Annotated in this window: 17 protein-coding genes; 6 read left to right on the forward strand and 11 right to left on the reverse strand. The window is 55.9% G+C overall.

Annotated features, from left to right (window positions below; genetic code table 11):
* Positions 1–543 precede the first annotated feature (543 nt).
* Positions 544–1,236 carry a toll/interleukin-1 receptor domain-containing protein gene (locus tag CJF39_RS23475; RefSeq protein WP_094993206.1) on the forward strand — a complete coding sequence of 231 codons (693 nt, stop codon included), beginning with the start codon at positions 544–546 and terminating at the stop codon, positions 1,234–1,236.
* An 86-nt stretch (positions 1,237–1,322) separates the two neighbouring features.
* On the opposite strand, the gene CJF39_RS09550 is transcribed toward CJF39_RS23475, so the two are convergent.
* Together CJF39_RS09550 and CJF39_RS09555 are read right to left on the reverse strand one after the other, a co-directional pair.
* Positions 1,323–2,699, reverse strand: a complete 1,377-nt coding sequence (locus CJF39_RS09550; protein ID WP_094993185.1) for a hypothetical protein — start codon at positions 2,697–2,699, stop codon at positions 1,323–1,325.
* Positions 2,696–4,519, reverse strand: coding sequence for a VPA1262 family N-terminal domain-containing protein (locus CJF39_RS09555; protein WP_094993186.1), 1,824 nt, complete (start codon positions 4,517–4,519; stop codon positions 2,696–2,698). Before CJF39_RS09555 ends, CJF39_RS09550 begins: the two co-directional genes overlap by 4 nt.
* 1,404 nt (positions 4,520–5,923) lie before the next feature.
* Between CJF39_RS09555 and CJF39_RS09570 the strand changes: the two genes are divergently transcribed.
* From CJF39_RS09570 to CJF39_RS09585, 4 genes are read left to right on the forward strand one after another with little or no spacing between them, the layout of a single operon-like run.
* A complete protein-coding gene (locus CJF39_RS09570) occupies positions 5,924–7,324 on the forward strand; it encodes a YfjI family protein (RefSeq protein WP_094993187.1) in 1,401 nt (466 codons plus the stop codon).
* Complete coding sequence (locus CJF39_RS09575) at positions 7,308–7,667, forward strand: hypothetical protein (protein ID WP_094993188.1); 360 nt, start codon at positions 7,308–7,310, stop codon at positions 7,665–7,667. The genes CJF39_RS09570 and CJF39_RS09575 overlap by 17 nt, the downstream gene beginning before the upstream one ends.
* A complete protein-coding gene (locus CJF39_RS09580; protein ID WP_094993189.1) occupies positions 7,645–8,625 on the forward strand; it encodes an integrase domain-containing protein in 981 nt (326 codons plus the stop codon). The genes CJF39_RS09575 and CJF39_RS09580 overlap by 23 nt, the downstream gene beginning before the upstream one ends.
* A complete protein-coding gene (locus CJF39_RS09585) occupies positions 8,622–8,924 on the forward strand; it encodes a hypothetical protein (RefSeq protein ID WP_094993190.1) in 303 nt (100 codons plus the stop codon). The genes CJF39_RS09580 and CJF39_RS09585 overlap by 4 nt, the downstream gene beginning before the upstream one ends.
* Before the next feature lie 47 nt (positions 8,925–8,971).
* Here CJF39_RS09585 and CJF39_RS09590 read toward each other — a convergent pair whose 3' ends face one another.
* The 9 genes from CJF39_RS09590 to CJF39_RS09635 form a co-directional block, all read right to left on the reverse strand.
* Positions 8,972–10,399 carry a restriction endonuclease subunit S gene (locus tag CJF39_RS09590; protein ID WP_094993191.1) on the reverse strand — a complete coding sequence of 476 codons (1,428 nt, stop codon included), beginning with the start codon at positions 10,397–10,399 and terminating at the stop codon, positions 8,972–8,974.
* A complete protein-coding gene (locus CJF39_RS09595; RefSeq protein ID WP_094993192.1) occupies positions 10,392–11,939 on the reverse strand; it encodes an N-6 DNA methylase in 1,548 nt (515 codons plus the stop codon). The genes CJF39_RS09590 and CJF39_RS09595 overlap by 8 nt, the downstream gene beginning before the upstream one ends.
* 188 nt (positions 11,940–12,127) lie before the next feature.
* Positions 12,128–15,601: a type I restriction-modification system endonuclease gene (gene hsdR, locus CJF39_RS09600; RefSeq protein WP_094993193.1), complete on the reverse strand. Its 3,474-nt coding sequence runs from the start codon at positions 15,599–15,601 to the stop codon at positions 12,128–12,130.
* Positions 15,602–15,988: 387 nt separating this feature from the next.
* A complete protein-coding gene (locus CJF39_RS09605; RefSeq protein WP_141232178.1) occupies positions 15,989–16,708 on the reverse strand; it encodes a hypothetical protein in 720 nt (239 codons plus the stop codon).
* Between the two features lie 133 nt (positions 16,709–16,841).
* Positions 16,842–17,051: a GTPase gene (locus CJF39_RS09610; protein WP_094993195.1), complete on the reverse strand. Its 210-nt coding sequence runs from the start codon at positions 17,049–17,051 to the stop codon at positions 16,842–16,844.
* Between the two features lie 48 nt (positions 17,052–17,099).
* A complete protein-coding gene (locus CJF39_RS09615) occupies positions 17,100–18,230 on the reverse strand; it encodes a GTPase (protein WP_094993196.1) in 1,131 nt (376 codons plus the stop codon).
* A gap of 99 nt (positions 18,231–18,329) precedes the next feature.
* Positions 18,330–19,460, reverse strand: a complete 1,131-nt coding sequence (locus tag CJF39_RS09620; RefSeq protein ID WP_094993197.1) for a YcjF family protein — start codon at positions 19,458–19,460, stop codon at positions 18,330–18,332.
* A 373-nt stretch (positions 19,461–19,833) separates the two neighbouring features.
* The gene (locus tag CJF39_RS09630; RefSeq protein WP_094993199.1) at positions 19,834–20,886 is read right to left on the reverse strand and encodes an ADP-ribosylglycohydrolase family protein; all 1,053 of its coding nucleotides are present in this window, start codon (positions 20,884–20,886) and stop codon (positions 19,834–19,836) included.
* A 10-nt stretch (positions 20,887–20,896) separates the two neighbouring features.
* Positions 20,897–21,154: a hypothetical protein gene (locus CJF39_RS09635; RefSeq protein WP_094993200.1), complete on the reverse strand. Its 258-nt coding sequence runs from the start codon at positions 21,152–21,154 to the stop codon at positions 20,897–20,899.
* Positions 21,155–21,273: 119 nt separating this feature from the next.
* Between CJF39_RS09635 and CJF39_RS09640 the strand changes: the two genes are divergently transcribed.
* Positions 21,274–22,149 carry a WYL domain-containing protein gene (locus tag CJF39_RS09640; RefSeq protein WP_094993201.1) on the forward strand — a complete coding sequence of 292 codons (876 nt, stop codon included), beginning with the start codon at positions 21,274–21,276 and terminating at the stop codon, positions 22,147–22,149.
* Positions 22,150–22,754 lie beyond the last annotated feature (605 nt).

A 22,754-nucleotide genomic window follows, 5' to 3' on the forward strand; every position in this document is an offset into this window, starting at 1 on the left:
AAGCCCACGCGAGCGGGAAGGCTCCGCATTCCCACTCGCATGGGCTCTACGTAATGCATCTCACTTGACCACCTAATTGCATTGCCACTGACCAGTCGTTTGCAGTTGATGGGTGTCAGCGGGTGCCACTCAGCGCGAGTACGTCAGCCAAGCACTGAAGGACTGCAACCGACCCGGAGCGATCATAGGTTGCGGAGAGGCATGAAGTTCTGCACTGCCTGCACGAGAGTTGTCATTCACTATCTGGCTCAGCACATAGATGGTCGCACCATACGGGCATAATGCGGAAACTTGATGCTTCCATCAACGCGTCGTCTTTGTGCGATATGGCTCACCCGGCTAGGGGCCACATCTAGTAGCGCTATCATATTGCCACTGATCGTTCTTGCGGCTAGGGTGTGATGACCGACATGACCTACAAGCTGGCTAACAGGTCGGTCGATACGGACGCGCAACGGCATGGCGCTCCCCTCTGACATTCGAGCGCATCAGCTGCTTAAATTCACTACCTCAGACAGCAATTACGAATGGGAGAGTTACGACATGGCTAGATGTACAGCGCCAGTACGCGGACATAGCTCAGCGGCAGCGGCTGCTGCCTGCCCTGCATGTCGCTACGGCAGTAGCTACCGCAGTTATACGCCGTCCTACTCCTCGTCCAGCAGCGGGGGGGGCTACGGCAACAGTCGCGACGGTGGTAGCAGGCCCAGTGGCAGTTCAAGACCGCGCTGGTCTAAATCGGGTTCAGCCCTGTCGTACACGTCTGCCCAAGTACAGTCACTCACGCCAATCCGCCAAACTATTGAGACGCGAGCAGCTGAGCAACCTGACCTTCGTGACGTCTTCCTGTGCCATGCGTGGGACGACCGGCAGGGACCAGCCAAAGAGTTGCACGCGTTGCTCGTGGCGGCTGGTGTCAAAGTCTGGTTCAGCGAGAAGGACCTTGGCCTCGGCGTTCCGATGATGCGCGCCATCGACAAGGGCTTGGCGAATTCGCGAATCGGGCTTGTGCTTGTGACCCCTGCGCTGCTGACCCGCCTCCCCAAAGAGGGTGTCGCCGACAAAGAGCTTTCGGTACTCCTGGCGGGTAACCAGCTCGCCCCCATCGTACACAATACGACGTATGAAGCTCTCCGTAATGTCAGCCCCTTACTCGCGTCCCGAAGCGGCTTCGACACTGCCGAAGACACAATGGCGGTGATCGCGGCAAAAATCGCCGAGCTGGTCGCGCTCTAGCTCTATTGCCCACATGAGTTCGCTATCCCGACTCGGCTGTTTGGAAAAACGCGCCCTAACCCTTCGGTCAGCCAGAATTGCTAACGCTAAAGTGCATGGACGTCAAAAAATTGGTAACGAACGTCAGCGAATTCGCTCTCGGGTTTTATGGTAGGAGGGAGCGCTTGAGGGCCTCCATTGGGTGGATGTAGCAGTGTTAGCGCGTGTTGCACGAGTCGTAGTCGAGAGGAAAGACGATTTCGCTCATTCAAGAGTGCGTTCTTGTCGGTAAACCAGGTCTGCTCGACGCACGCGATTTCCACCTGCAGTCTCTCAATCTCAGCCTTGATCTCAGGCTCAGGAAGGCTTGCGTAGTAAACAGCCACTGGGAAGTCAAAAGAGCAGGTCGAAGGTGCTGTCAGGCCCGTTCCGGCCGCTTTACGGCCGTAGTCCCAATTATCCCAGCGTGTGAAAGCAAGTCGCCACATTTCCCTCGACTCCTCCGCTCCCATCGCCTGGATGAAAGGAACGAGAAGCCTAGCAACCCCGTTAGCTGTCTTGGGTAGGGTCCAGAGCTCGACAGCATCGATGAAGGCGGCCCAGTGCGTGGCAGTTAGCTGGGCCAGCGCGATCGGGAGCGCCATCTCTGTCACCGTGCCTTCATGTGGATAGCGAGCGAGGTCCATGATCCACCCTCGCCATCGTTCGGTCTGGGCGACCTGAACATGCAGCGCGGCAATGTCCGCCACTGTCGCTTCTGGCACCTGTGCTACTGGGCAATCAGCAAGGGAGCAAACGCTGAGGTATTTGAACGTAACGTCGTTGACTGACAAAGCGAGTTGAATGGATTGCGGTCCAAGGAGACGTTGGACTGCAAGCGAAAAAAGCACATCTCGCTTTTCCTGAATCAGGCGGGAAACTTCGGCAGGCGCAAATGCCGTTAGCAGCAAGATCGCGACGCAAGCATCCGGCGCAATGTCTGCTTCTTGATGACGTGTCAATTGTCCAAGGCGGTGGTAGTTGGCATCGCGATCGGCTGTTTGCAGCGCGTCGCGCCATTCTTGCTGCGATTGGTGCCGGGATATCATGCGGATATCCGGAGACGATTCTTCCACCAGGGTGACCAGACTTTTCATGAAGTGAGCGTGCGCGAGCGCTTGTGGAACGATCTGCGCAGCTTCTGAGGCCGAGGTCGAGGCGATATACAGGGTAGTCAAGACAATCCGAAGGGGATTCAGGCTTTGGTCAGGTTCTAGGGGCAGCACTTCAAGCTGTCGAAGCGCCCATTGTTGAGCATGAACTCGGTGCAATGCCTGTTCTTCTGGAGTGCCAGATTCGCTCCCGTGCCAAAGTAGTCGATTGAGCGCTCGGTTGAAAGCCTTGACCTCACATGGGTTAGCAGCAAGGAGCGTCCCATGGCTGTCCTCCAAGGCGGTGGAAACAGCTTCGGGCATATTAACGAGTTGTAACGACTGTTCTTTCATACCGCGCGCTCCGTGTCGGGGACGCTTTTCCATATCAAGTACTTTTCCCCTTGAAGCTGTCCCCACAAGTCCTGGAAGGCCTGTGCAATTGCTTCGCCGTGCGTGACTTTCTGCAGTATGTGGTGTTCAGCACCGAAGCTATTGATGGACGTCCCCAGCGACCAGGCCAGAGCGGAACCCTGAGCTCTTGGGAAAATGATGAAGCGGTCGTGGAATGCCCAGCCTGCGCCTCCTTCGCGAATGCGAAACTCAAGCTCAAGCCCAAGACAGTTGCCTTTTGCTGATTCCAGCTTTTCAGCTTGTAGACGTTTCACGCGCTTTGCCTTCTCACGTGCCTGTCTTCGCCGTTCCCGCTCATCGATGGGTTCCTGGTCCTCCCTAGTCTTTGTCGAGTCACTGATGGTCTTGCCTGAAGTCAAGGCAAGAAGTCGAACGCCGTCATGTGGGCAATAGAAAAGCGTTCGTAGGACGTCATCCGCAGTGAGGTAGGGGTCCCACAACCACACACCTTCATTACCATGCTGGCGCATAAGCTCGTGCAGGTCCTCAAGTGCGGCTGCCTTTCTTTTGAGCTTTGGCTGAGCGTCGACTGGCGGTCCTTCCTGGCCAGTATCAGCAGCCTGAACGTCTGTTGCTGTCACTGGTGCCTGCGGTGGGTTGGGATCTGCGTCGAGGCCGTATTGCACGAACTCCTTGCGCGCCCTGAGGCTTGAGATGGAATCGCTGAACACCCGTTGAGCAACCCATGGCTCCCGCGGCCTTTCGGGAGGGCTGCCAATGAGCTGCCCCGGTTCGGATGGTTCTTTGAGGAAAATCGTTTTTTCGCATTCGTTTCCAGCAAAATTAGTGAACCGAAACTTGCGATTTTTGGCGCTGGCTCCTTCGCCAGCGATCCGCATCGACATCCTGACAGAGGTGAAAAATCTCATCGCCGGTGTGGCACCTAACAGTACCCGCTTCTCCATGTCCCAAATACGTATTCGTCCACCGCCCCCGCGAGCATTGAGTTCAAGGGTCGCTTCGCCGGTAGTGATCACTGCCGAATCAAAACTGCTCAAGGCCGCGTCGTCCAGAATTTCGGCGGTGATCTGGACCTTTCTGGGAGTGACGTCTGGGTGCCAGGCAATGCCTAGCCGATGCTCTCCGCCGGGGGAGTTGCGAACGACAGTAGAAAACACCGTCACGGGTAGTTGGATGATGATGTTGCCGAGCCGATCGGACATGCCGTCCAATTTTATCGGCACTATTTGACCTACGACCTTGGCAAGCTGAGTCAGCCTGCGGGAGTCATCGAGCAGGAACCGGAGGTGCTCCTTCGTCGTGTCAAACAGCTCCAGCGTATGGGAGCCCTCGAAGAAATTGTTTTTGAGAATACCGTTCCAAGGGTGCGGTTGGTCTGCATCGGGTGGGATGAACTGAGGCGGGGTGGAGGCAAGAGCGCCGAATGTAATATCAGCATTTGACGTCTTCCAGTGACCACTCAGCTCACACTCTGTAACCCTTTGTAAAAAATCGGAAGCAGAAAGTCGATACCGCATAACGCCAAACGAGCAGCTGACTTTCGGGAGCTTAAGACGATCTTGGTTGAGACGAATAGCGTTCCAATCAATTTCACTCGGCGCTTCGGCCGTCTCCGCTACCGCGACCGTTAGCACGTTGAAGATTTTTTTGCCCTCAAAGCCTAGGATTTCGGTGATCTCGACGCTGTTGTAAAAACCCAGTACGCCTGGTTCCATGAGCTCAATCAGCTTGGCTCGTGCTCTTGCCAGATCCCACTCAATTGTCTTTTTCAGCATGCTTTGACCATCAAGAAATGCCATGGCTGCCGCTCGATGACTTGGTCAGACAGTCAACGGTAGCAGCCGCAGAAAGGTGATGTTATCGCAAGACGGCATGACCGGGCCGTGAATGCTGCACAAGGGGGCCGAGGGCGCTCATTTAAGCGTCCTCTGCGGGACCGAAACACCCAGTGCAATGTCCTTGAGGTAGCAGCTGGTGGATTCCGCCGCCGCATTGCATAGATGAGTTCGCCGGACGCTTACGTCGTCTCGACGTGCCTGCACACAGCACCGGGACAATCTCAGAGTCGTTGATCCGATAAATAATGCGGACATCGCCTGTACGGATGCGGAGACAGCTAGCGAGGGAGCCCATTAGGGTTTTGCTAGTTTTATCCGGCTCCCCGTTGATGATGAGCTCCTTGATTACTTTCAGTACTCTCTGGGCTGCGGTAGAGGCCACTTTGGGATGTTAGCCTGCATCAGAGAAAGTCCGCTTTTTGGCCGTTCTCCGCCGGTCGTCACTACGGCGTGTGCTGGTCAAGTCGAATGCAAACGGTTGATCAGCACGAATGCAATTGACTGGTCAGTGACAATGCAAATGGGTGGTCAAGTCCATGCAATTACGCAGGCTCACATTAAAAACCGACGAACGACCACCCGGCCATGGAAAGCCACCGGCCTCCAAGGTCTTCCAACGCTACCGATTGGCGCAACAGCCGCCCCCAAAATACTGTTGACCGCGAGCAGAACGAGCGCTAAACCAAAACTGTACAAGCGCTGTCCTCGACAGCACCCAGGTAGCCAGAACCTTTGAGGCTACGCCACACCGTGGTGGTTCACCCCCAAGTGCGATTAGCGTCCGGCGGCTCGCACGGTCACAGCGATGTGATGGATGCCCACTTTTCCAGAATGCCCACTGCGGCAATTCAGGCCTTCTCCTGGCTGCTCTGCAGCAACTTATCCGCTTGGCCATTTCTTGCGCCAACCTGTTGCCCGTCTCTTTGCCTCCTAAAGAGACGGGCGCATATCACACTGCTGCAGCCCTGCTCGCACGGGCCTTTGCGGCTTTCCCCCTCGTGACAATCGGCGTGACAAACACCGAATGCTCACTCGCCACAGCGATGCCGATGACGGTGCCGCAGCCCATGAAATGGACTGCCCCTGACTGACAGTCAGGCATGCCCCGGTCATCACCTCGCTGCCTTCACCTGACTCAGGATCTCGCGGTATCGGTCTCGTCAGCCAGTGCAGCCTCCACCCGCCCACCGCTATCGGTGTTCAGGAGGCCAGATCATGAGATGCCCAAGCTCCCGGTCGTAAGGTGCCGTTAGTCCCGCGTTAGTGGACAACCCTCACAGGTCGCAGGGGCCTTAATCCCTGATAACACTCAACAACCGTGGCGGGATGGGTGAGGACGAAGTCGATAATCTCAGGAGAATAGCGATGCAACTGTGCGAAGCGTTCGAGCCACCACAACCATTGCTGGAATACCAGCAGGCGCCACTGCCCTACCCGGTCGAAGCACTCGGGGAACTGTTGGGCTCTGCGGTCGAACGACTGGCCGAGGTGATCGGCGTGCCCTGCGCCATGGCTGCACAATCGGTGCTGGCCAGCGCTGCTCTGGTGAGCCAGAGTCATGCCAATGTCCAACTCGATGGCCGAACCTATCCATTGTCCCTCTACCTACTGACGGTGGCGTCCTCGGGTGATCGCAAAAGCGCGGTGGATCACCTGGCACTGAAGGCGGCGCGCGAGTGGGAACGACAGCAGTGGACCCTGTATGAGGAAAAGCTCAAAGCCTATCGTGCCGCTACCAGCATCATGGCCAAACCCAAAACATCAAGGAGACACGCGGAGGCGGAAGGCGGTGAGCCATCCGAGCCGGTACCGCCAAGACTGATCATTGCCGAACCCACCATTGAGGCCCTGGTCAAAAGTCTGTGCCATGGCTTGCCCAGCATGGGCTTGTTTAATGATGAAGGTGGCCAGTTCTTGGGCAGCAGCACCATGAGCAAAGAGAATCGGCTCAAGGCGATCACCACCTTGTCGACACTGTGGGATGGCAGCCCGATCGACCGGGCGCGCTCCATGACAGGCGAAAGCCTGCGGGCCTATGACCGCCGCCTCAGTCTGCATTTGATGCTGCAACCCTACCTTGCCAACCAGCTGTTCAAAGACCCGGTGATCAATGGTCAAGGCATCCTGGGCCGTTGCCTGATCAGTTGGCCCGAGCGCCTGGCCGGCCAGCGGCTCTACAAGGCGATCGACTTGAGCCGGGATGCCAGAGTCCAGCGCTACCAACAGCGGATCACCGCCCTGCTGCAACAACCCTGGTCGCTTCACAAGGATGGCTCACTCAATCCCGCCACGCTGGAGCTGACTCCCCGTGCCCGTCGTGCCTGGATTGATATTCACGACACCATCGAATGTCAGTCTGGCGAGTTCGGCGAGCTGGCCGGCGTCCAGCCTGTCGCAGGCAAGGCCGCGGCGAATGTACTGCGCATCGCAGGTGTGCTGGCCATGGTTGAAGAGGCCAGTTCGTTGGACGAAGCACACATCCAGCGCGCTTCCACGTTGATGGATTACTACTTGGCCGAGATTCAGCGCCTGACCGAACAGGAGCCGGTGAATAGCCGATGCGAAGAGGCTGATCGGCTGCTGCGCTGGCTGGTGCAGAAAGGCTGGACTCACTTCGCCCTTCGCGATGTCAATCGCAACGGCCCGCGTTTTGCCCGCAAGAGCGCTGACCATACCGCCTCTCTATTGGTCGTGCTGATCACTCATCGCTGGCTGAGCAGCCGCGACGGAAAAACTTTCGAGGTCCGCCATGTTTCGCCTCAATGACGCAGTGCGCCGCTACCAAGCGCAACATCAACTACAACCTGAATCGCGTCGTGTCGCCGCCTCTGTCGCCAGCCTGTCGCCACGCGTCAGACCAGAAACGACGCGGGTTGTCGCCACTGTCGCCGCTGTCGCCACACCACCTCCTGAGCCTGTCCACATTGCCCTGCTGATCGAGCAACTGCGCGAGGAAGGGGCGCTGCTGCAACACCAGGAGAACACCCTCCTGGTCCGCCCGACACGCTGGCAGCAGGTGGACAGGCTCAGCCCTTACTGGAAAGCCCTGCTGCTCTTTCTGCAAACAAACGAAAACGGTGATAACAATGGCCTTGGTCGGTCGGCGTGATGGGCGCAACTTTGGCTACGGCCGTCAGCTGAGCTACGCTGGCCCACAAGCGCTAAGAGATCTGTTTGCCGGCGGCCACTTCGCCACGGTCAAAGCGCATAGTGATCGCTGGCAAGCGTTCGTGCGTTGGTGTCGATCAGAGGACGGCCCCGGTTACAACGATGCGCGTCAGATCGATCGACGGACACTGCAAGACTACGCCGCGTACCTGCGCCAGCAGATCCAACAAGGTGAACTCTGCATCGCCACCGCGCAGAACCGCCTCAGCAGCGTCAACCGAACCCTCGCTGCGCTGCGCTGTGATCATAACGTTCGGATCGCCAGTCCAAGCCAGGCGTTAGGTCAGCAGCGCTCGAGCGTACGCACCCGCGCGCCGGATGGCCAAGACCATCAACAGGTGCGGCGAGTACTCGAGGCGCTTTGCGAACAGCACCACGAGCGGGTGGCCGCGATTGTCCTGTTGGCCCGAGCAACCGGCATGCGCCTGCGCGAAGCGATCCTAGCTAACCTGCCACGATTACAACGCGAAGCCGAACACTTAGGCCGCATCAACATCCAGGACGGCACCAAAGGCGGTCGCTCAGGCGCTTGCGCACCGCGATGGATCGTGGCCAATGCAGAGGTGAAAGCAGCCCTGCAGTTGGCTCATCATGCCGCGCCACCCCGCAGCTGCAACTTGCTGGCCCGGGACGAAAGCTACGCCGCGTTCGTGCAACAAACCGTGCTCCCTGCCCGCAAAACGCTGCATGAATACGGGCTTAAGGGTTTCCATGAACTGCGAGCGGCTTACGCCTGCGAGCGTTACGAGCAGCTCACCAGCCACCCCACCCCGGTCAATGGGGGCCACTGCTATCGCATTGACCGCGGCCTTGATCAACAGGCGCGCCAACAGATCAGCATGGAGCTCGGGCATAACCGGATCGATGTCGTGTCGGCCTACATTGGAGGTAGAGCGTGACCAAGCCCTTCGATATGGCGCTGTTCCTGAGCGGCGTACTGACCGGCTCGAAGGTCACCCAGCAACGACACCTACGGCAAGCCCGAATCATGCAAGCGGCCATTCAACAACGATGGCAGCGAGACAATCCCTGGACCTGGCAGCTCAAGCATTTGCGCTGGTTTCTCACTCAGCACCTGAAAGACCACTCCAACACCACCCGGTATTACTATCGGCTCACCGCCCTATTGATCTGGAAGCGATTGGGCCCTCACCAAAAATTGCTGATCAGTTGCTCCGCTAAGTATAGGGGCGCATGATGGATTGGAATTTGGGAATGGCCCTATTATTGCCTCATTACTCGGGCTCAGGCCGACGTCTTGCGGCCACGCTTGGCCTTTGGGGCGGTGGCGCGTCGGGCTTTGATGCGTTCCAGCAGCACGCTTGCCGGTTCGTCGTCGGGGTCTTGCGGCACCAGTTCGCCACGGAAGGCTTTGGCCAGGATGCTTTGGGTTAGGTGGTCGATACGGCTTTTGGCAGAAGCGACTTTGGCCTCTAGTTGGTCGGCGAAGGCGAAGAGTTGTTCGATGCGGCCAACTATTTCGGTTTGCTCCTCCAGCTTCGGAAGGAAAACTGGTAACGCTCTAAGGGTACCCAGAGATGCAAATTTTTGGCTGCTACCTTTGAGATGGTCGTCTAACCATGCCCACATGATCTTACTCTTGAGCCAACACTCTAAGAATTTTGGAAGTATTGTTGTTTCGTTATTTTTAAATAATCCAACATTTTTTATGCTGAACTCACCATCTTCTTTCCGTACGACGCAACAGTTCCCCACTGTTCCAATCATTGAAAACAGGACATCTCCCGGCTCGACCAAGGAGCGCTTGCTGATTTCGAGGTGATCTATTTGCGATATGAGTTTCGCACCAGATATATCGACATAACCGTTTCCAATATTTTTTGATGTGACGAGCGGGATCCCGACCTGATGGTAATTTGGGGTGTCATGTGTGCCATCCCTTACCGAGCTACACACATCAGCGGCGCTCACGCATACCCATCCTTGCGGCATTTTTTGATCGATAGCAAATGCGGCCAGCTCCTCTTGGGGTAGTGAGTATTTAGTCGGGAGAGGACGGGGCTGTTGCGTGGGCGTACAGGCACGAAACTCCTCCGTCAGTCGACCGGAAACCGCTGCGGCGAGGACGGATTGGCGGAAGCGTTTGAGCAGGGGGAGTATGGCGTCGATACGAGCTGTGAGGGTATTGACCTGAGCCAGGAGGTCATCGAGTTTTTGGGCGATGAGAATTTGTTCGAGGTTTGGCGGGAGGGCTACTTGGATTTCTTCTATATCGCCTTTGCGAATAGATGGGACAGTTGTAGAACGAGAGTATTCCGCAAAGTCCTGGGTGCAAAGAAAATAATAAATGAAACGATCGTTAATGCTTTTTTCGGCCTTATAACCCATGACATTATTGTCAGCCAAACCCGCTGTAACTACAAAGCCTCGTCTATTGAGTTTTAGTGCTTCGCCTATTTTAGCAAACAAAGTCGAACCCACCTCAAAGATTTGACCTTTAAGAATTTTCGCGGTATCTGCAGCTATATAGTTAGTTGCCCATTGAAGTTTTCCATTGTCTTGAGTAACTCCGCGGGATACGTCCCCGACTTTGTAGACGGGATAGTCTCCGGAAGCCAGGCCTTGATACTCGATTGGAAAACCAATCCCGCTTTGCACGTAACCAATTTCTCCTAGAGAGACAAGTCGCCACCCATTCGGTAAATCACTCATTCCCAACCTCCCGAGTTACCTCTAGGCCCATCACCTCTGCCATCAACTGCTTCTGCGCAGCCACTTCATCGCCCGCTCCCAGCGCTTTCAATAGCTCTTCCAGCTCATGCAGGGCTTCAGTTAGGTCAGCCATAGCTTCGCCAGCCAGCACTTCGGGCGCCGGTAAATCTTTTGCATCGAGACTATCCGTATCCTTCAACCAGCTGATGTCCAACGAATCACCACGCTCCTTGATCTGCTCGCGGGTAAACACTCGGAAGCGGCTGAGTTCGCCTATGCCTTCGACATTCTCCGCACGCGAGCTGTTGCCATTCGAATCTTCCCCATAGGCGTCTTCAAACGCTTTGAGGTGACTTGCACCGAAGGGCGTGCGCTTGCCGAAGCTGGGCATATTGCTACGCAGGTCAAAGACCCAAACTCGCTGGGTGCAGCCTTGCTCTTGGCGTGGATTTCCGGACAAGCCTTTCTGGAAGAAGAGCACGTTTGTCTTTACGCCTTGGGCGTAGAAAATGCCGGTGGGCAGCCGCAAGATGGTATGCAGGTTGCACTTTTCCATCAGGTCGCGACGCACGTCGGTACCGACGCCGGCTTCGAACAGTACGTTGTCCGGCAGCACCACCGCAGCGCGTCCACCAGGTTTGAGGCCACGGTAGATGTGCTGGAGAAATGCGAGCTGCTTGTTGCTCGTGGGAAAGGTGAGGTCGTCCCGGGTCGGCCCGCCACCGCCTTTGGCTGTACCAAAGGGCGGGTTGGATAGGATGACATTGACCTTATCAAGGTTGGCGCCGACCTGACCAAGAGCGTTGCCTAGATGCACGACGCCTTCGGCATCGCCTTCCATCCCGTGCAGCAGGGTATTCATCAATGCCAAGCGGCGAGTACCGGGGACCAGCTCGACACCGATAAACGCTTTGTTCCGCTGGAAGGTACGGTCTTTGTCGTCCAGATCGTAATAATCATCAGTTTGGCCCTTGATATAGGCGTCTGCAGCGATCAGGAAGCCTGCGGTGCCGGCGGCTGGATCCTGGATGGTCTCGCCAGCTTGCGGTTTGATGCAGCGGATGATGCTGTCGATGAGTGGACGAGGGGTAAAATACTGGCCGGCACCGGATTTGGTTTCGCTGGCGTTCTTTTCCAGCAGGCCTTCATAAAGGTCGCCGAGGCCATCCTCACGGGCACTGAACCAGTCGATTCCATCTAGGCTCCTTACCATTTGCTCGAGGTGGCGTGGCTCCTTAAGGCGGGTCTGGGCGTCGGTATAGATGGCGGCGATCAATGGATCGCTGCTCTTGCCTAGATCGAGGAGCATTTGGCGGTAATGGTTGAGCAGATCCAGACCTGACTTATTCGACAGATCTGGCCAGCGGGCACCGGCCGGCAGCTTGTGGTTGAAGTCGTCGTTGTTCTGGACCTGCTCGTATTCCATCTTAATGAACAGCAGCAGGACCAGCTCGGTCACATAGTCGCTGTAATTGATGCCGTCGTCGCGCAGGACGTTGCAGAGGTTCCATAGTTTCTGGACGATGTCACTATTGATCATTGGATGCTCTGAGAAAAGAAGGAATCAGGTCGATCGGCAAAAGCGTGGAACCCCCCATGCGAGTCCATCGACCTGTGTAAATATCGAAAGAAAGGGTCTGTGGTGGTCGAAGCTGGCCAGCATATTGCGCGGGAGCGTAGGGAGATCTGCCTGACATTGCAAGAGACCATCCCGACGCCCCCGGCTAATTACGCTACGGCGGACCAGAGATTATCGCCGATTGTCTCCAGCACTTGGTCCAGTTGGCCGCCAAGCAGTTTGTCGAACCTTTTCAATCCGCCGTCATTTGAGAATGCGCGGTTCAGTTGCTGCTTATCGACCACGATTTCATGGACCAGCTGGGTCGCCAAACGATCCAACCATTTGCGCTGAACCTGGTTCCAGGGTTGAAGGACATAGATTTTCTGCATGGCGTTGGCGACCCGCCGTTCAAAGGGAATCAGCGCTTCACCCAGTGCAGCCTGACGAATATAGCCGATCACGCTGGCTGCGATTTCCTGGTTGCTGTTATTGGACCAGGCACTGCGCAGGCTGGCTTCACCAAATTCATTCTGATCAAGCAACAGGCGGATCTCGCGGAGTTGTTCACGTGTCAGATCTTTCGGGCGGTTCACCACTACAGACAGGGCCGCGGATTGGTTGATCTGCAGGTGGATGAACTCGCGAAAGCTGTCCAGATAGTCGGAAGGCTTGCCGTAATGACCATAACTTTGTTCACGGACCAACAGCTTATCTGGATGATGCGAGATCACCGGATAACGATAGGTACCGAGCAACTCGCTCACCGTGGCAAGCTGATTGAGCAGCTGGCTGTGCTGACGAACAAAATTTGCTGCTTGCTGGGGCCCCAGCTCATGAAGATGCTGGTGTAGGCTAGCCGGCTCTACTCCCCAGAGTTCATGTAGCTCATCGAGTTTATGCTTGATGTCCGGCCGCGTCTCAGCTCTGTGCTGGGCCTTGCGCAGGATGCGCATGATGCGCTGGTTGAGTTGGTCCAGTACGTCATGGGCATGACTCGTCTGCTCATTGTTGCCCGGCGCTTCGTGGCTATGGTCGCTGGTAATTTCATCCAGCAATTGCTCCAACGTGATGCTCGGGTCTTTTACCAGTGGCCGCATCGTATCGACCGACTCCAGGCTGGCGTATAGGTCCACTGGGTCATAGATGCGGAATACGGTCTTGCCTATGTCATCGCAGCGCCGGGTCGCGCGGCCTTTCATTTGCTCATAGAGGATGCGTGAACGCACGCGACGCATGAACACCAGGTTGCAGATCGAGGGCACATCAATACCGGTGGTCAATAGGTCGACGGTAATCGCGATATTGGGATATTTCTCGTTCTTGAAATGGCGAATACGACTTTCAACATGGTCGCTCTGGCCTGTGATGACCTGCACCGCAGCCTGGTTGTAGCTCTCCTCGTAGATATCCTTGAAGGCCGAGTCGAGAAGGTTTTTCACCCGTTCCGCGTGAGCCTGGCTGACGCAAAAGATCATGGATTTCTCTTCGCCGTTTGGGTCGATATCTCCAGCAAGGGCTTCGCAGATGACCCGGTCGAAGTCAGGGGTAATTACCCGGCGGTTGAACGATTCGATTTGGAAATCCAGCTCGTCTTCCAGCTCGGCGACGTCGACTTCGCCAGTTTGCGTGTTGATTACGTTGACCTTCTCGCCTCTGTCAAAATGAATGCCGTTTTCGCTTAGCTCGGTTCTGTAGTTGATCGGGGGTTCATGATCGATCAGCCAGTCATCCGCGACTGCTTCGCGGTAACTGTAGGTGAACACCGGTTTTCCGAAGATCTCCGTTGTCTGTATCGCCGGGGTGGCGGTCAGCCCGATGCGACAGGCGTCGAAATAGTCGAGTACGCGACGATATTGCGAAAGGTATTGGCTATGGTCCCGAACGGAAAGCTCGCCTTCAGTCATCTCCTGATCAAGGGTATAACCGCGGTGCGCTTCGTCAACGATGATGCAATCGAACTCGCCAACCGGTGGTGGATTATCCGAACGGAAGATACGACTGACCATGGCTTGGACAGTGGCCACCTGGACGCGGGTCTCCGCTTCAGCCGCCATATCGCCGAGCACCTTGACGTCGTAGATTTGCGCGAGGGTCTGATTCTGCTCTAATGGCATATCGTGGAACGAATCGATGGCCTGTTCACCCAGAGCACTGCGGTCGACCAGGAACAGGATGCGCTTGAACCGTGACGATTTCAGGAAGCGATACATTAGGCCGATTATCGTACGGGTCTTGCCAGTCCCGGTGGCCATGGCCAGTAGACAATTGCGTTTGTCTTCGGCCAAGGCCTTTTCGACAGCCAGGATGGCTTTCTCCTGGTAGTCTCGCAGCTTCAGGTAGCCAAAACCTTCTGTATGAAGTTTGGCTTCGGCTTTTGCCCGATCCTGTTTGAGCAGGTCGAGCAGATCGTCTGGCCGGTGGAAGTCCTGCAGGGCACGACGGGTATTGGCAGGGCTGCGAAGGTCTCTGAACCATGTACCAGATTGCTCGGCAAGCTGCTGGATGTACGGGCGACCATTGCAGGCGAAGGCGAAGGGGATTTGGAAGCGGCCGCCTTCTCCGTCTTCCCATGCATCGGAGCGACCCGCTTCGCTCCAGGCGGTCACGTGTGCGGTGGGATCGAGCCCTCGAGCGTATCGTTCGGCTTGGGGAATGCGCTCCGCAATGTTGATGCGCTTGCGCTTGGCCTCGACTACAGCAATCGGCATCAGGCCGCGGAACAGAATATAGTCTGCCTTGGAGTTCAGGTTGGACATGGGCCACTCGGCAATTGCCTTGTTCTTACCCTTTTCCGGACGCCCGCCTTTGGTATAGGTGAGATCCAAAGAGTCGGCTTCCCAGCCCGCCTCATTGAGCTGCTGGTCGATGAGAATACGGGTAAGGTCTTCATCCAGATCGAACTGTCTGGTCGCTCGCTTGGCTTTCTTGGCAAACGCTTGAGAGACCTTGGCTTGAGAGGCCAGCTCTTTGCGCAAGGCCTCAAGGTTCCTTTCATGCTCGGCCCGCAAATCGGCCAGTTGCTTTTCCTGCTCGTCCGCCTTCTGTTTGTAGTTGCGCGACTCGATTTCCATTAGGTGCGCGAGCTCTGCGTGCTCTTCGGCTTCACGCTTGAGCAGATCTGCCAGTTGCTGGTCATCCTCCAGTCGATGATCGGATTGGCGCAGCTGTGCCTTGAGTTGATCAATTTCGCTTTGGAGCTCGCGCAGCGGCGCGCTGGGGTCTGCTGGCGTGATGAATTGGCCAGGCTTGAATGTCCTGTCGGCTTTACCAACAGCGCGGTGGTACCAGACGCAGAGCTCGCGGGCGACTTTCAAGCCATCGAGCGCTTCCCGGTGGCAGGTGCTGAACTCGTGGGTCGCTTTGTTTCCTTCAATGCGCAGCGTATGGAACAGGCTGACAATATTTCGATCAAGCTGGATTTCACGGCCCAGCTTGTAAAGCAGGTCGGCCTGGGTGGTCTTGGCATCGAATTCGATGGCAGCACGGCTGGCAAGATCCTGCGCTAGGGCTTCTCCCAACTGCCGGAGCTTGATCAGCGTAATGTTGGGATCGCTGCTGAAAGCCTGCTCGGCGCTTACGGCCAACTTGTGGAAAACCGGATCGTGTACGGCCAGGAAGAAGAAGTTAGAGCGTTGGGACATTGCGTCATTCCTTAGACTGGCTCGGGTAGAGATCACGCACACGGCGTAAGCAATTTGACACAACTTTATCGAAGAGTACTGGCACTTGACCAGCATTCACTGGTGGTGAGCGCTCACAAAGCTCCGGTGTCAAAACGTGCCGCGCTCCAGATTGATATTACTTACCGAGGCCCCCCTTGGCAGCATTACCAAGCTCACAGAAAGCCGCATGCCTAAAGAGAACAGATCGGTGAAGTAGATAGCGATGGCGTCCATCTACGCGAACACCATCGCCAGCCTTTTTAAGCAAACACCCATGCCACAAGAAGGCCGTACCTATTCCAAGTCCCAGGTTATTGGTATCTGGCTGCCAGGCCAATCCGCAAGCCCCTTCCTCTGCGCTCTGCGTCAGTAGAAATAATTGGATTCAGCTTTTTTATCGAGCCCCACCAATACGCTCTGATCAATTCGACAGGCCGTCGGCGCGTCGTTTGGCCCCCAATGCTGGCAGTAGTAACGACCTTCGTTCACAGACTTCCCATCTTCGGTGAACACTTCGATCACAGCATTCCAGAGTGACACCCGTGGGGCCTCGCTGGTGGGGTCAAGACAAAGCAGGTGAGTGATCTGCAACTCATCTTCATCGTTTCCCTGGTAACCCTGATAGCCGATAACCAGCAACCAATGTCCCGCCTGGGCGCAGTCCCACTCGACCCCGACGATCGGAATTTTTCGGTTGTGGACGGCATCGGCAATATTACGAATGGTCGTTTGACGTCGCGGAGCCACATCAAGCACATCGGTAATAACGCCGGCCCTCTTGAACACGTCTACCAACCAGCTCACGTCAAAATCGTCGGTACCTTCCGAAATCAGGGCACCAAAGGCCATCAAACTTTCGCGAAAGCGGCCCAGGCGGGTACGGCCATCAAAACTGTCGAGTGACCGAGCCTGCTCACGGGAGATAACACCCAGCGCAATCAAGGTCATCACCACACAGTAAGGTCCACAAGCACCATCCATTTCTCCTTGGCGCAAATGAACGTAGTCATGAGCGTGGGGATGGGCACAGGTCACAGGCCCGTTGGGCGATACCGACAGCCATGGACTTACAAACATTTGATTCATTAAGCGTCATTCCTTTGCCGAAAAAAGCAGCCGCTCAGATTGAGCGGCTGCAACTACAACCAGACGAGCTCACTTCCCGACGTCGCGAACCAATTGGATTCAGAACTCCAGTGCCTGCAATGTGCGCGTCAGCTCACGCCAGTCGCTGCAGTCTTTCAAGTTGGCTGGCGGCGCCTTGCAAGGCTACACGGCCCACCAAGGCGTTGAGCAGGGAGCTCTTGCCATGGTTGTACTTGCCAATCACCGAAACCACCGGCAGTCGCGCCGCAGTCAACAGGTACTGCAAGCGGCTTATCTTGTCCGCATGATTGGGCAGCACCGTATATATCGCATCGAATCCCATACCTGCTCCTCTCCCTGAACGATATCATTATGCCAATACTGACCTTGCTTAGAAGATGCCGAACAGCTTGGGCCTGGCGATAATTCGGCCTTTAGTGAGGTAGCTGGCAAAGAAGTTGTCTTGATCGGCATATTTGATGAACAACCGATCGAGCTCTTTATCGACGCGACCAAAGCCGTCATCAAACCATTCGATCATGGTCGACTTCATGGTCAAGATTATTTTTGCCGCGTCGTAGAGAGCGCCAACCTTGCGCAGCAGGCTATCTGACTCGAATCCGTCTTCTATCTCTTTGAAACGGTTCTCCATCTCACCCTGGAAGTCATCGAGCACCCGAGTCACTGCGCTTTCCAGCTCATCGCTGGTCTCCCAGTCCCCGACGAAGCCAAAGGATGAGAGGTAGTCATCGAAGCTTCTAAGATCGGAAAAGAGCTCATCAAAATCGGGAAGCTCGATTTCTTTGTCCAGATCGAGGTCAGCGATTTTGAAGATGCTGAGATCGGCCTTTTCTATCTTGGCAACGATTGTGTTGCGCATTTCGCCAAGCGCACCTTTTAAGTTCAAGCAGCTCATCGCCGCCAGGCGCTTGCTGAGGAAGGCGTGCGACTGTTCCAGGTACAGCGAAAGCACTTCATCGCGGCCAAACGCTTGCGTCGACTGGCCTCCACGCTTGCGCACCGACACTGAACACAGCGGTGTAACCGATACCCCGGGACATAATTTGTGAATTTCTCGCTTCAATGCCTCGATTTTATCGCCAGCTACGTCGGCATTGGTCAGGACGACCTGAAGGGGAATCCTGGCATCGCTACCGAGCCGCTGGATGAGGTTGACGTCGACGGGTTCCAGCCGTGCCGAACTGGCGTTGATGACATAGAAGGCGCCATGAATCCAGGTTTCAGGCTCCATGGGGCGCGCACGCCGCTGCTGCATGAAACGGTCAAACTGTTCGAGCCATCGTTCATAGTTGTCGGCTTCCAGGCCAACACTGTCGAACACGCTCAATAGGTGCCCCTGGTGCGTGAAGGTGTGCGACTGGAAATTCTGCTCCCAGGAGGTGACGGGCTTGCCGCTTCCGGTTTTAAATAGGCCCGGCTGGTCAAAAAGATAATTGCAGAAGCTGCTTTTGCCGACGCCGCTTTTACCCAGCACGATGATGTTAATCGCGAACTGATCCATGTGTGTATCAACCTTGAACAGCTGTAATCGGATGAAGGCCCGTGAGGGAACAGAGTGCGTCTGTCCCTAGCCACGGCCTTCAGAATGTGCCGAGTGGCATCAGGCTTTTTGCGCCGCCCATTTTCCGAGTCCAGTCTTGAAGGCCTGCATGAACAGCTCGTTAGAAAACAGACTGGTCCAATCCGGCGACTTGCCGGTCTTCAGGTAGCCATCCACGGCTCGCTCATACACCTCGACCAGGGCCAAACCAAGTCCACCAGTGATCGCCGCTGCGACACCGGCGTTAATGACCTGCCCCAGCACGGGTATCAACTTGGTCAGGCTGGCCGCCAATTGGCGCCCGACCAAACTCAGGATCTGGCCCTTGAGCAGGCTGACGGCCATCTCGCCCATTGAACCGAATCCATAGAGCTTGGCCAGGGACGCGGCCATAGCAATCTGCTGCGGAACGATGAGCAATGCGTCCGACATAGGCACCGGGTTAAGCCCGGCACTGGCGGCAGTGGTAGCGCTGTACGTCATGATGATGGTCATCGCCTCGCCGCGTTTGGCAGGCAGCGAAGCGATCTGGGCAGCCACGAAGGACTGGCGCAGCGCATCATCCTTGAGCGATGCGCTCGACCAGGCGATCAACTTTTCAAGGTCCAGCTTCAGCTCTGGATCATGCTTGGGGTTATTTGCACAGGTTTCGAAAACCTCGCAATGCACGCCATTTTCGCGCAGGACCTGGCGAAACGCCCGGGAGGTCTCGCCGTTACCCTCGTCATCGATCGGCTCGGCATCGCACTGGGTGAGTACCACAGCCACCGGAATATCCAGTTCGTCTGTAATCAGCCGAAGGTTATCCAGATCGAAATCGGTAACGCGGTGGTTAGCCACCGAGAGGCAGTACCAAATGAGGTGAATCTGCTCATTCAAGGCTTTGGACTTACGCTGCTTGATCTCGGGAATGATTTTTTCCCGGAAGTTACCCGCCGATGCCTTGCCTTCAGTCACTTCATAGCCTTCGGTATCGAAGATGACCAAGGGAACGTTGACATCTTCGTACCGATGACAACCCCGAGTGACAGGTTGCCCCGTACCTACCTTGGCAATTGATTTGCCGAAGATATGGTTGATCAGGCTGCTCTTCCCAACACCGGTTCCGCCTACGATCATCAGATTCGGCCGTTTGACTGCAGCCATCTCTTGATCGAACTGCTCTTCCAGTTGAGTTTCCATACTTGCCATTATTTTTTCTCCGTCAGTTCGCGGTGCCCGCAATATTGCGCATTACAAAGGTTTTCGCCTTGGATCCAGAATTCTTAAGCGTCAATCGCATTTTGCCACTAACGGTGTCAAGCTCAGGTCAAAGGGAAAAGATCCCATCGTCTCTTTCCACCCGCCATCACCATCGCCGCAAAACCTCCGCTACCGCCTTCTCCAACCACCCCGGTGCTTGCATTCTCAATTTCTTGTTTCTGCACTTCGGGCACTCCTCAAACCACTCCCCCGGCCGCAATGCATCGCTCAAAGGCGCCACGGTTTTCTTCCAACCACATTTGTCACACACAAGGTTAAAAGGCCTCGGTGGTATCGGCATTGTAGTTCTCCCGCTCTCGTCTCAATGACCGGGATATGCCCGCTCAATTTGTTCGTCAAATTCACCGCCCACGCCGCAATATTCACGGGGAACGCGCTCGATATCCTCAGCCATTTGCTCGATCACCTCACGCAGTTCCAACTGTGTGAACCAGCGCGCCGGGATAGCTGCTGCGCCATATTGTGCGCCCAGCAGGTGGCCTACGATTAGACCGGTGCTGTCGCTGTCGCCGCCATGGTTCACGGCTGTGATGACGCCGCTTTCCAATGAGCCCGCAAATAACGCGCACCATATTCCGATGGCCAGGGCTTCCTCGGCCACCCACCCTTCACCGAGTTCGCCAATGCGTTGCGGGGTGGGCTGGTAGCCCTCGTAAAAGAAAAACAGCACGCGCTCAATGAGGCTACGTGTTTCTTCCATACCGGGATTTTTCCCGTAATGGGCCAAGCTCTGAGTGACTGCGTGCTCCAGGGTGTCTTGCCGATCGACAATGCGCTGGAGAATATCGGCGAACAGCCCAGCCGCCAGGTAGCCCGTAGGATGTCCATGGGTCAGGCGCCCGAACTGTGCAGCGTAGTCAAAGGCATTAGCAAAGAAAGCACAGGGCGCAGCACGCACCAAGGCGCCACAACCTTTGCTATTGTTCTCGGCAACAGCGCCCAGCCGCGGACTGGCCTTGAGTGCAGCTAGGCAGGTAGTGCCAGGAGCGCGGCGAGACCAGAGCGCCCGTTGCTCGATCAACCATCCGTCCCGGCTGACCGGAATCGCTGCTGGGTAATCCTGCGTCATCAACCAGCGCAGCAACGCATGATGAATAATGCTGGGGACGTGGCAAGCCCCTCGTGAGCTGCCGCGCACATAAGCCCGCAGCAAGCCTTCTGCGGTGAAAAGCATCATCTGCGTGTCGTCGGTGATGGCGCCGGTGGTACCGAAAGCAGGGGCAAAATCAACGATACCTTGGGGACCGAACTTAGCTTCGATTGCCGACCACTCGAGAAACTCCACTGGAGCGCCTAGCGCATCGCCAACAGCACCTCCCAGCAGGCAGCCTTTGATCCGTTCAAGTCTGTTCATGTCCTTTCCCTTATCCCTCTGCAGGGATCAATTCCTGCAAAATCACCAGCTTTCTTTGCAACTGCTCGATGTGCGCTTTTTCAGCGCGCAGCGCCGAACGCAGTTCACGGTTTTCCATTTCCCAGATCCGCGCCCAGCGCTCATTCTTTTGGCAGTCCATAGCCATCTGCCAGAGCTCACGCAACCTCAGCCACTGATGCAGAAGCACCAGCAGGATTGCCCCCATCATCACCAATGCCCCTGTCGAAACCGCTTCCGACATACTCATGTCCACTTCCTTTCGTGACTTCAATTCATTTCGAAGACAGACACACGATATGTAGTGATTCACGACAGGTCTAGAATGTAGACTTATACAGGTAAAGTATTCGCGCACATGGAGAGGGTATGAAACGCAAGCAGTCCATCGAACAGGTCCGCTGGGATCTGGCACTTCGCTATCGTTTGATTGAGACCGTTGCCTGGTGGGAGGGCCGGTTAACCACGGGACACTTGATGCAGAGCTTCGGCATCAGCCGCCAGCAGGCGTCCAAGGACATCAACACCTACATCACGGAACATGCGCCTAAAAACCTTACATATGACAAAAAAATAAAAGGCTACGTGCCCAGTAAGACATTCAAACCGCTGTTCATCGACGACAGCGCCAGCGCCTATTTGCACCTGCTTTACCAGAACAACGAACGCGCCCCGCACATCGATGGGCTAGCCCTGGCCTACGCTCACACCAAGGTGCTGGAAGTCCCGGATCGTCCGATTCGGCCGGAAGTCCTGCGCCCATTGCTCAAGGCCTGTCGCGATGGACTGCGCCTGGAAACCGAGTACGTGTCGCTCAATACTCCGAACGTGGAGATTCGCCTCATCGCCCCTCACACGCTGGTTTACACCGGTATGCGCTGGCATGTTCGGGCTTATTGCGAGAAGAATGGCCAGTACCGCGACTTTGTACTCAGCCGCCTTCGGGGTCAGCCGGATTTGCTCGACGAATCGCAGAACACTCGTGAGCTGGATGAAGACTGGAATACCGAGATACCCGTCATCTTTGCAGCCGATGGGCGATTGAACGCGGCGCAGAAGTCAATCATCGAAACCGACTTCGGCATGATTGATGGCCAGCTAGTGGTGCCCAGTCGCAGGGCGCTGGTGAAGTATGTATTGCAACGCTATCAGATCGACCCGAGAAACCAGGCCACTAACCCCGAGGCGCAGCAAATCGTGGCAGCTAACCTCAAGGAGCTGAAGCCTTGGCTTATGAATGATTGATTCTCAAGTGGTGGATAGCGTGGACTGCGCACGTTATCGCCTCACTACCCACTTGAATGGCGTGGTATGCCACCAGGATGTCCGCTTCGGGCAGTTCTCTACCGATCATGGTTACGAAGCGAGCTGGTCAATTCCGATGCAATCGGTGGTCAGATCGAATGCAAATGGGCGGTGAAGTGGAGTGCAATTTCGCAAGGTATTCCAGTTGGTATTCCAACTCAAAATCAAAACGGATATTAATTATAAAAATCAATATGATAAAAGCCAGGTTCAAATTACCCCGGCCCACCAAATGCAAGTTTCCACATGTTCCAACATGACCGGAAACACCCCTGAAAAGCCCGCCCCGTGCGGGCTTTCTTGTATCTTCACATCCCCACATGCATCCCCATACAATTGCCCGCCGTGTATCCCGCCGTGTATCCTTTGATAGAAAGTGAACCGAGGGGATACACAAGTGAAGCGCAGTCAGATCAAGCGCCGCCCACTGGCCGACACCGTACTTTCCAGCCTGGAGCCAGAGCCTAAGGATGCTCCGATCAACTTGCTGCGCGGCGGCGGCAAGTCGTAATTTGCACGGCACGCAGCGCTATTTGCTCAAAACG

This window comes from Pseudomonas lundensis, from assembly GCF_002269125.1.
Lineage (GTDB): Bacteria > Pseudomonadota > Gammaproteobacteria > Pseudomonadales > Pseudomonadaceae > Aquipseudomonas > Aquipseudomonas lundensis_A.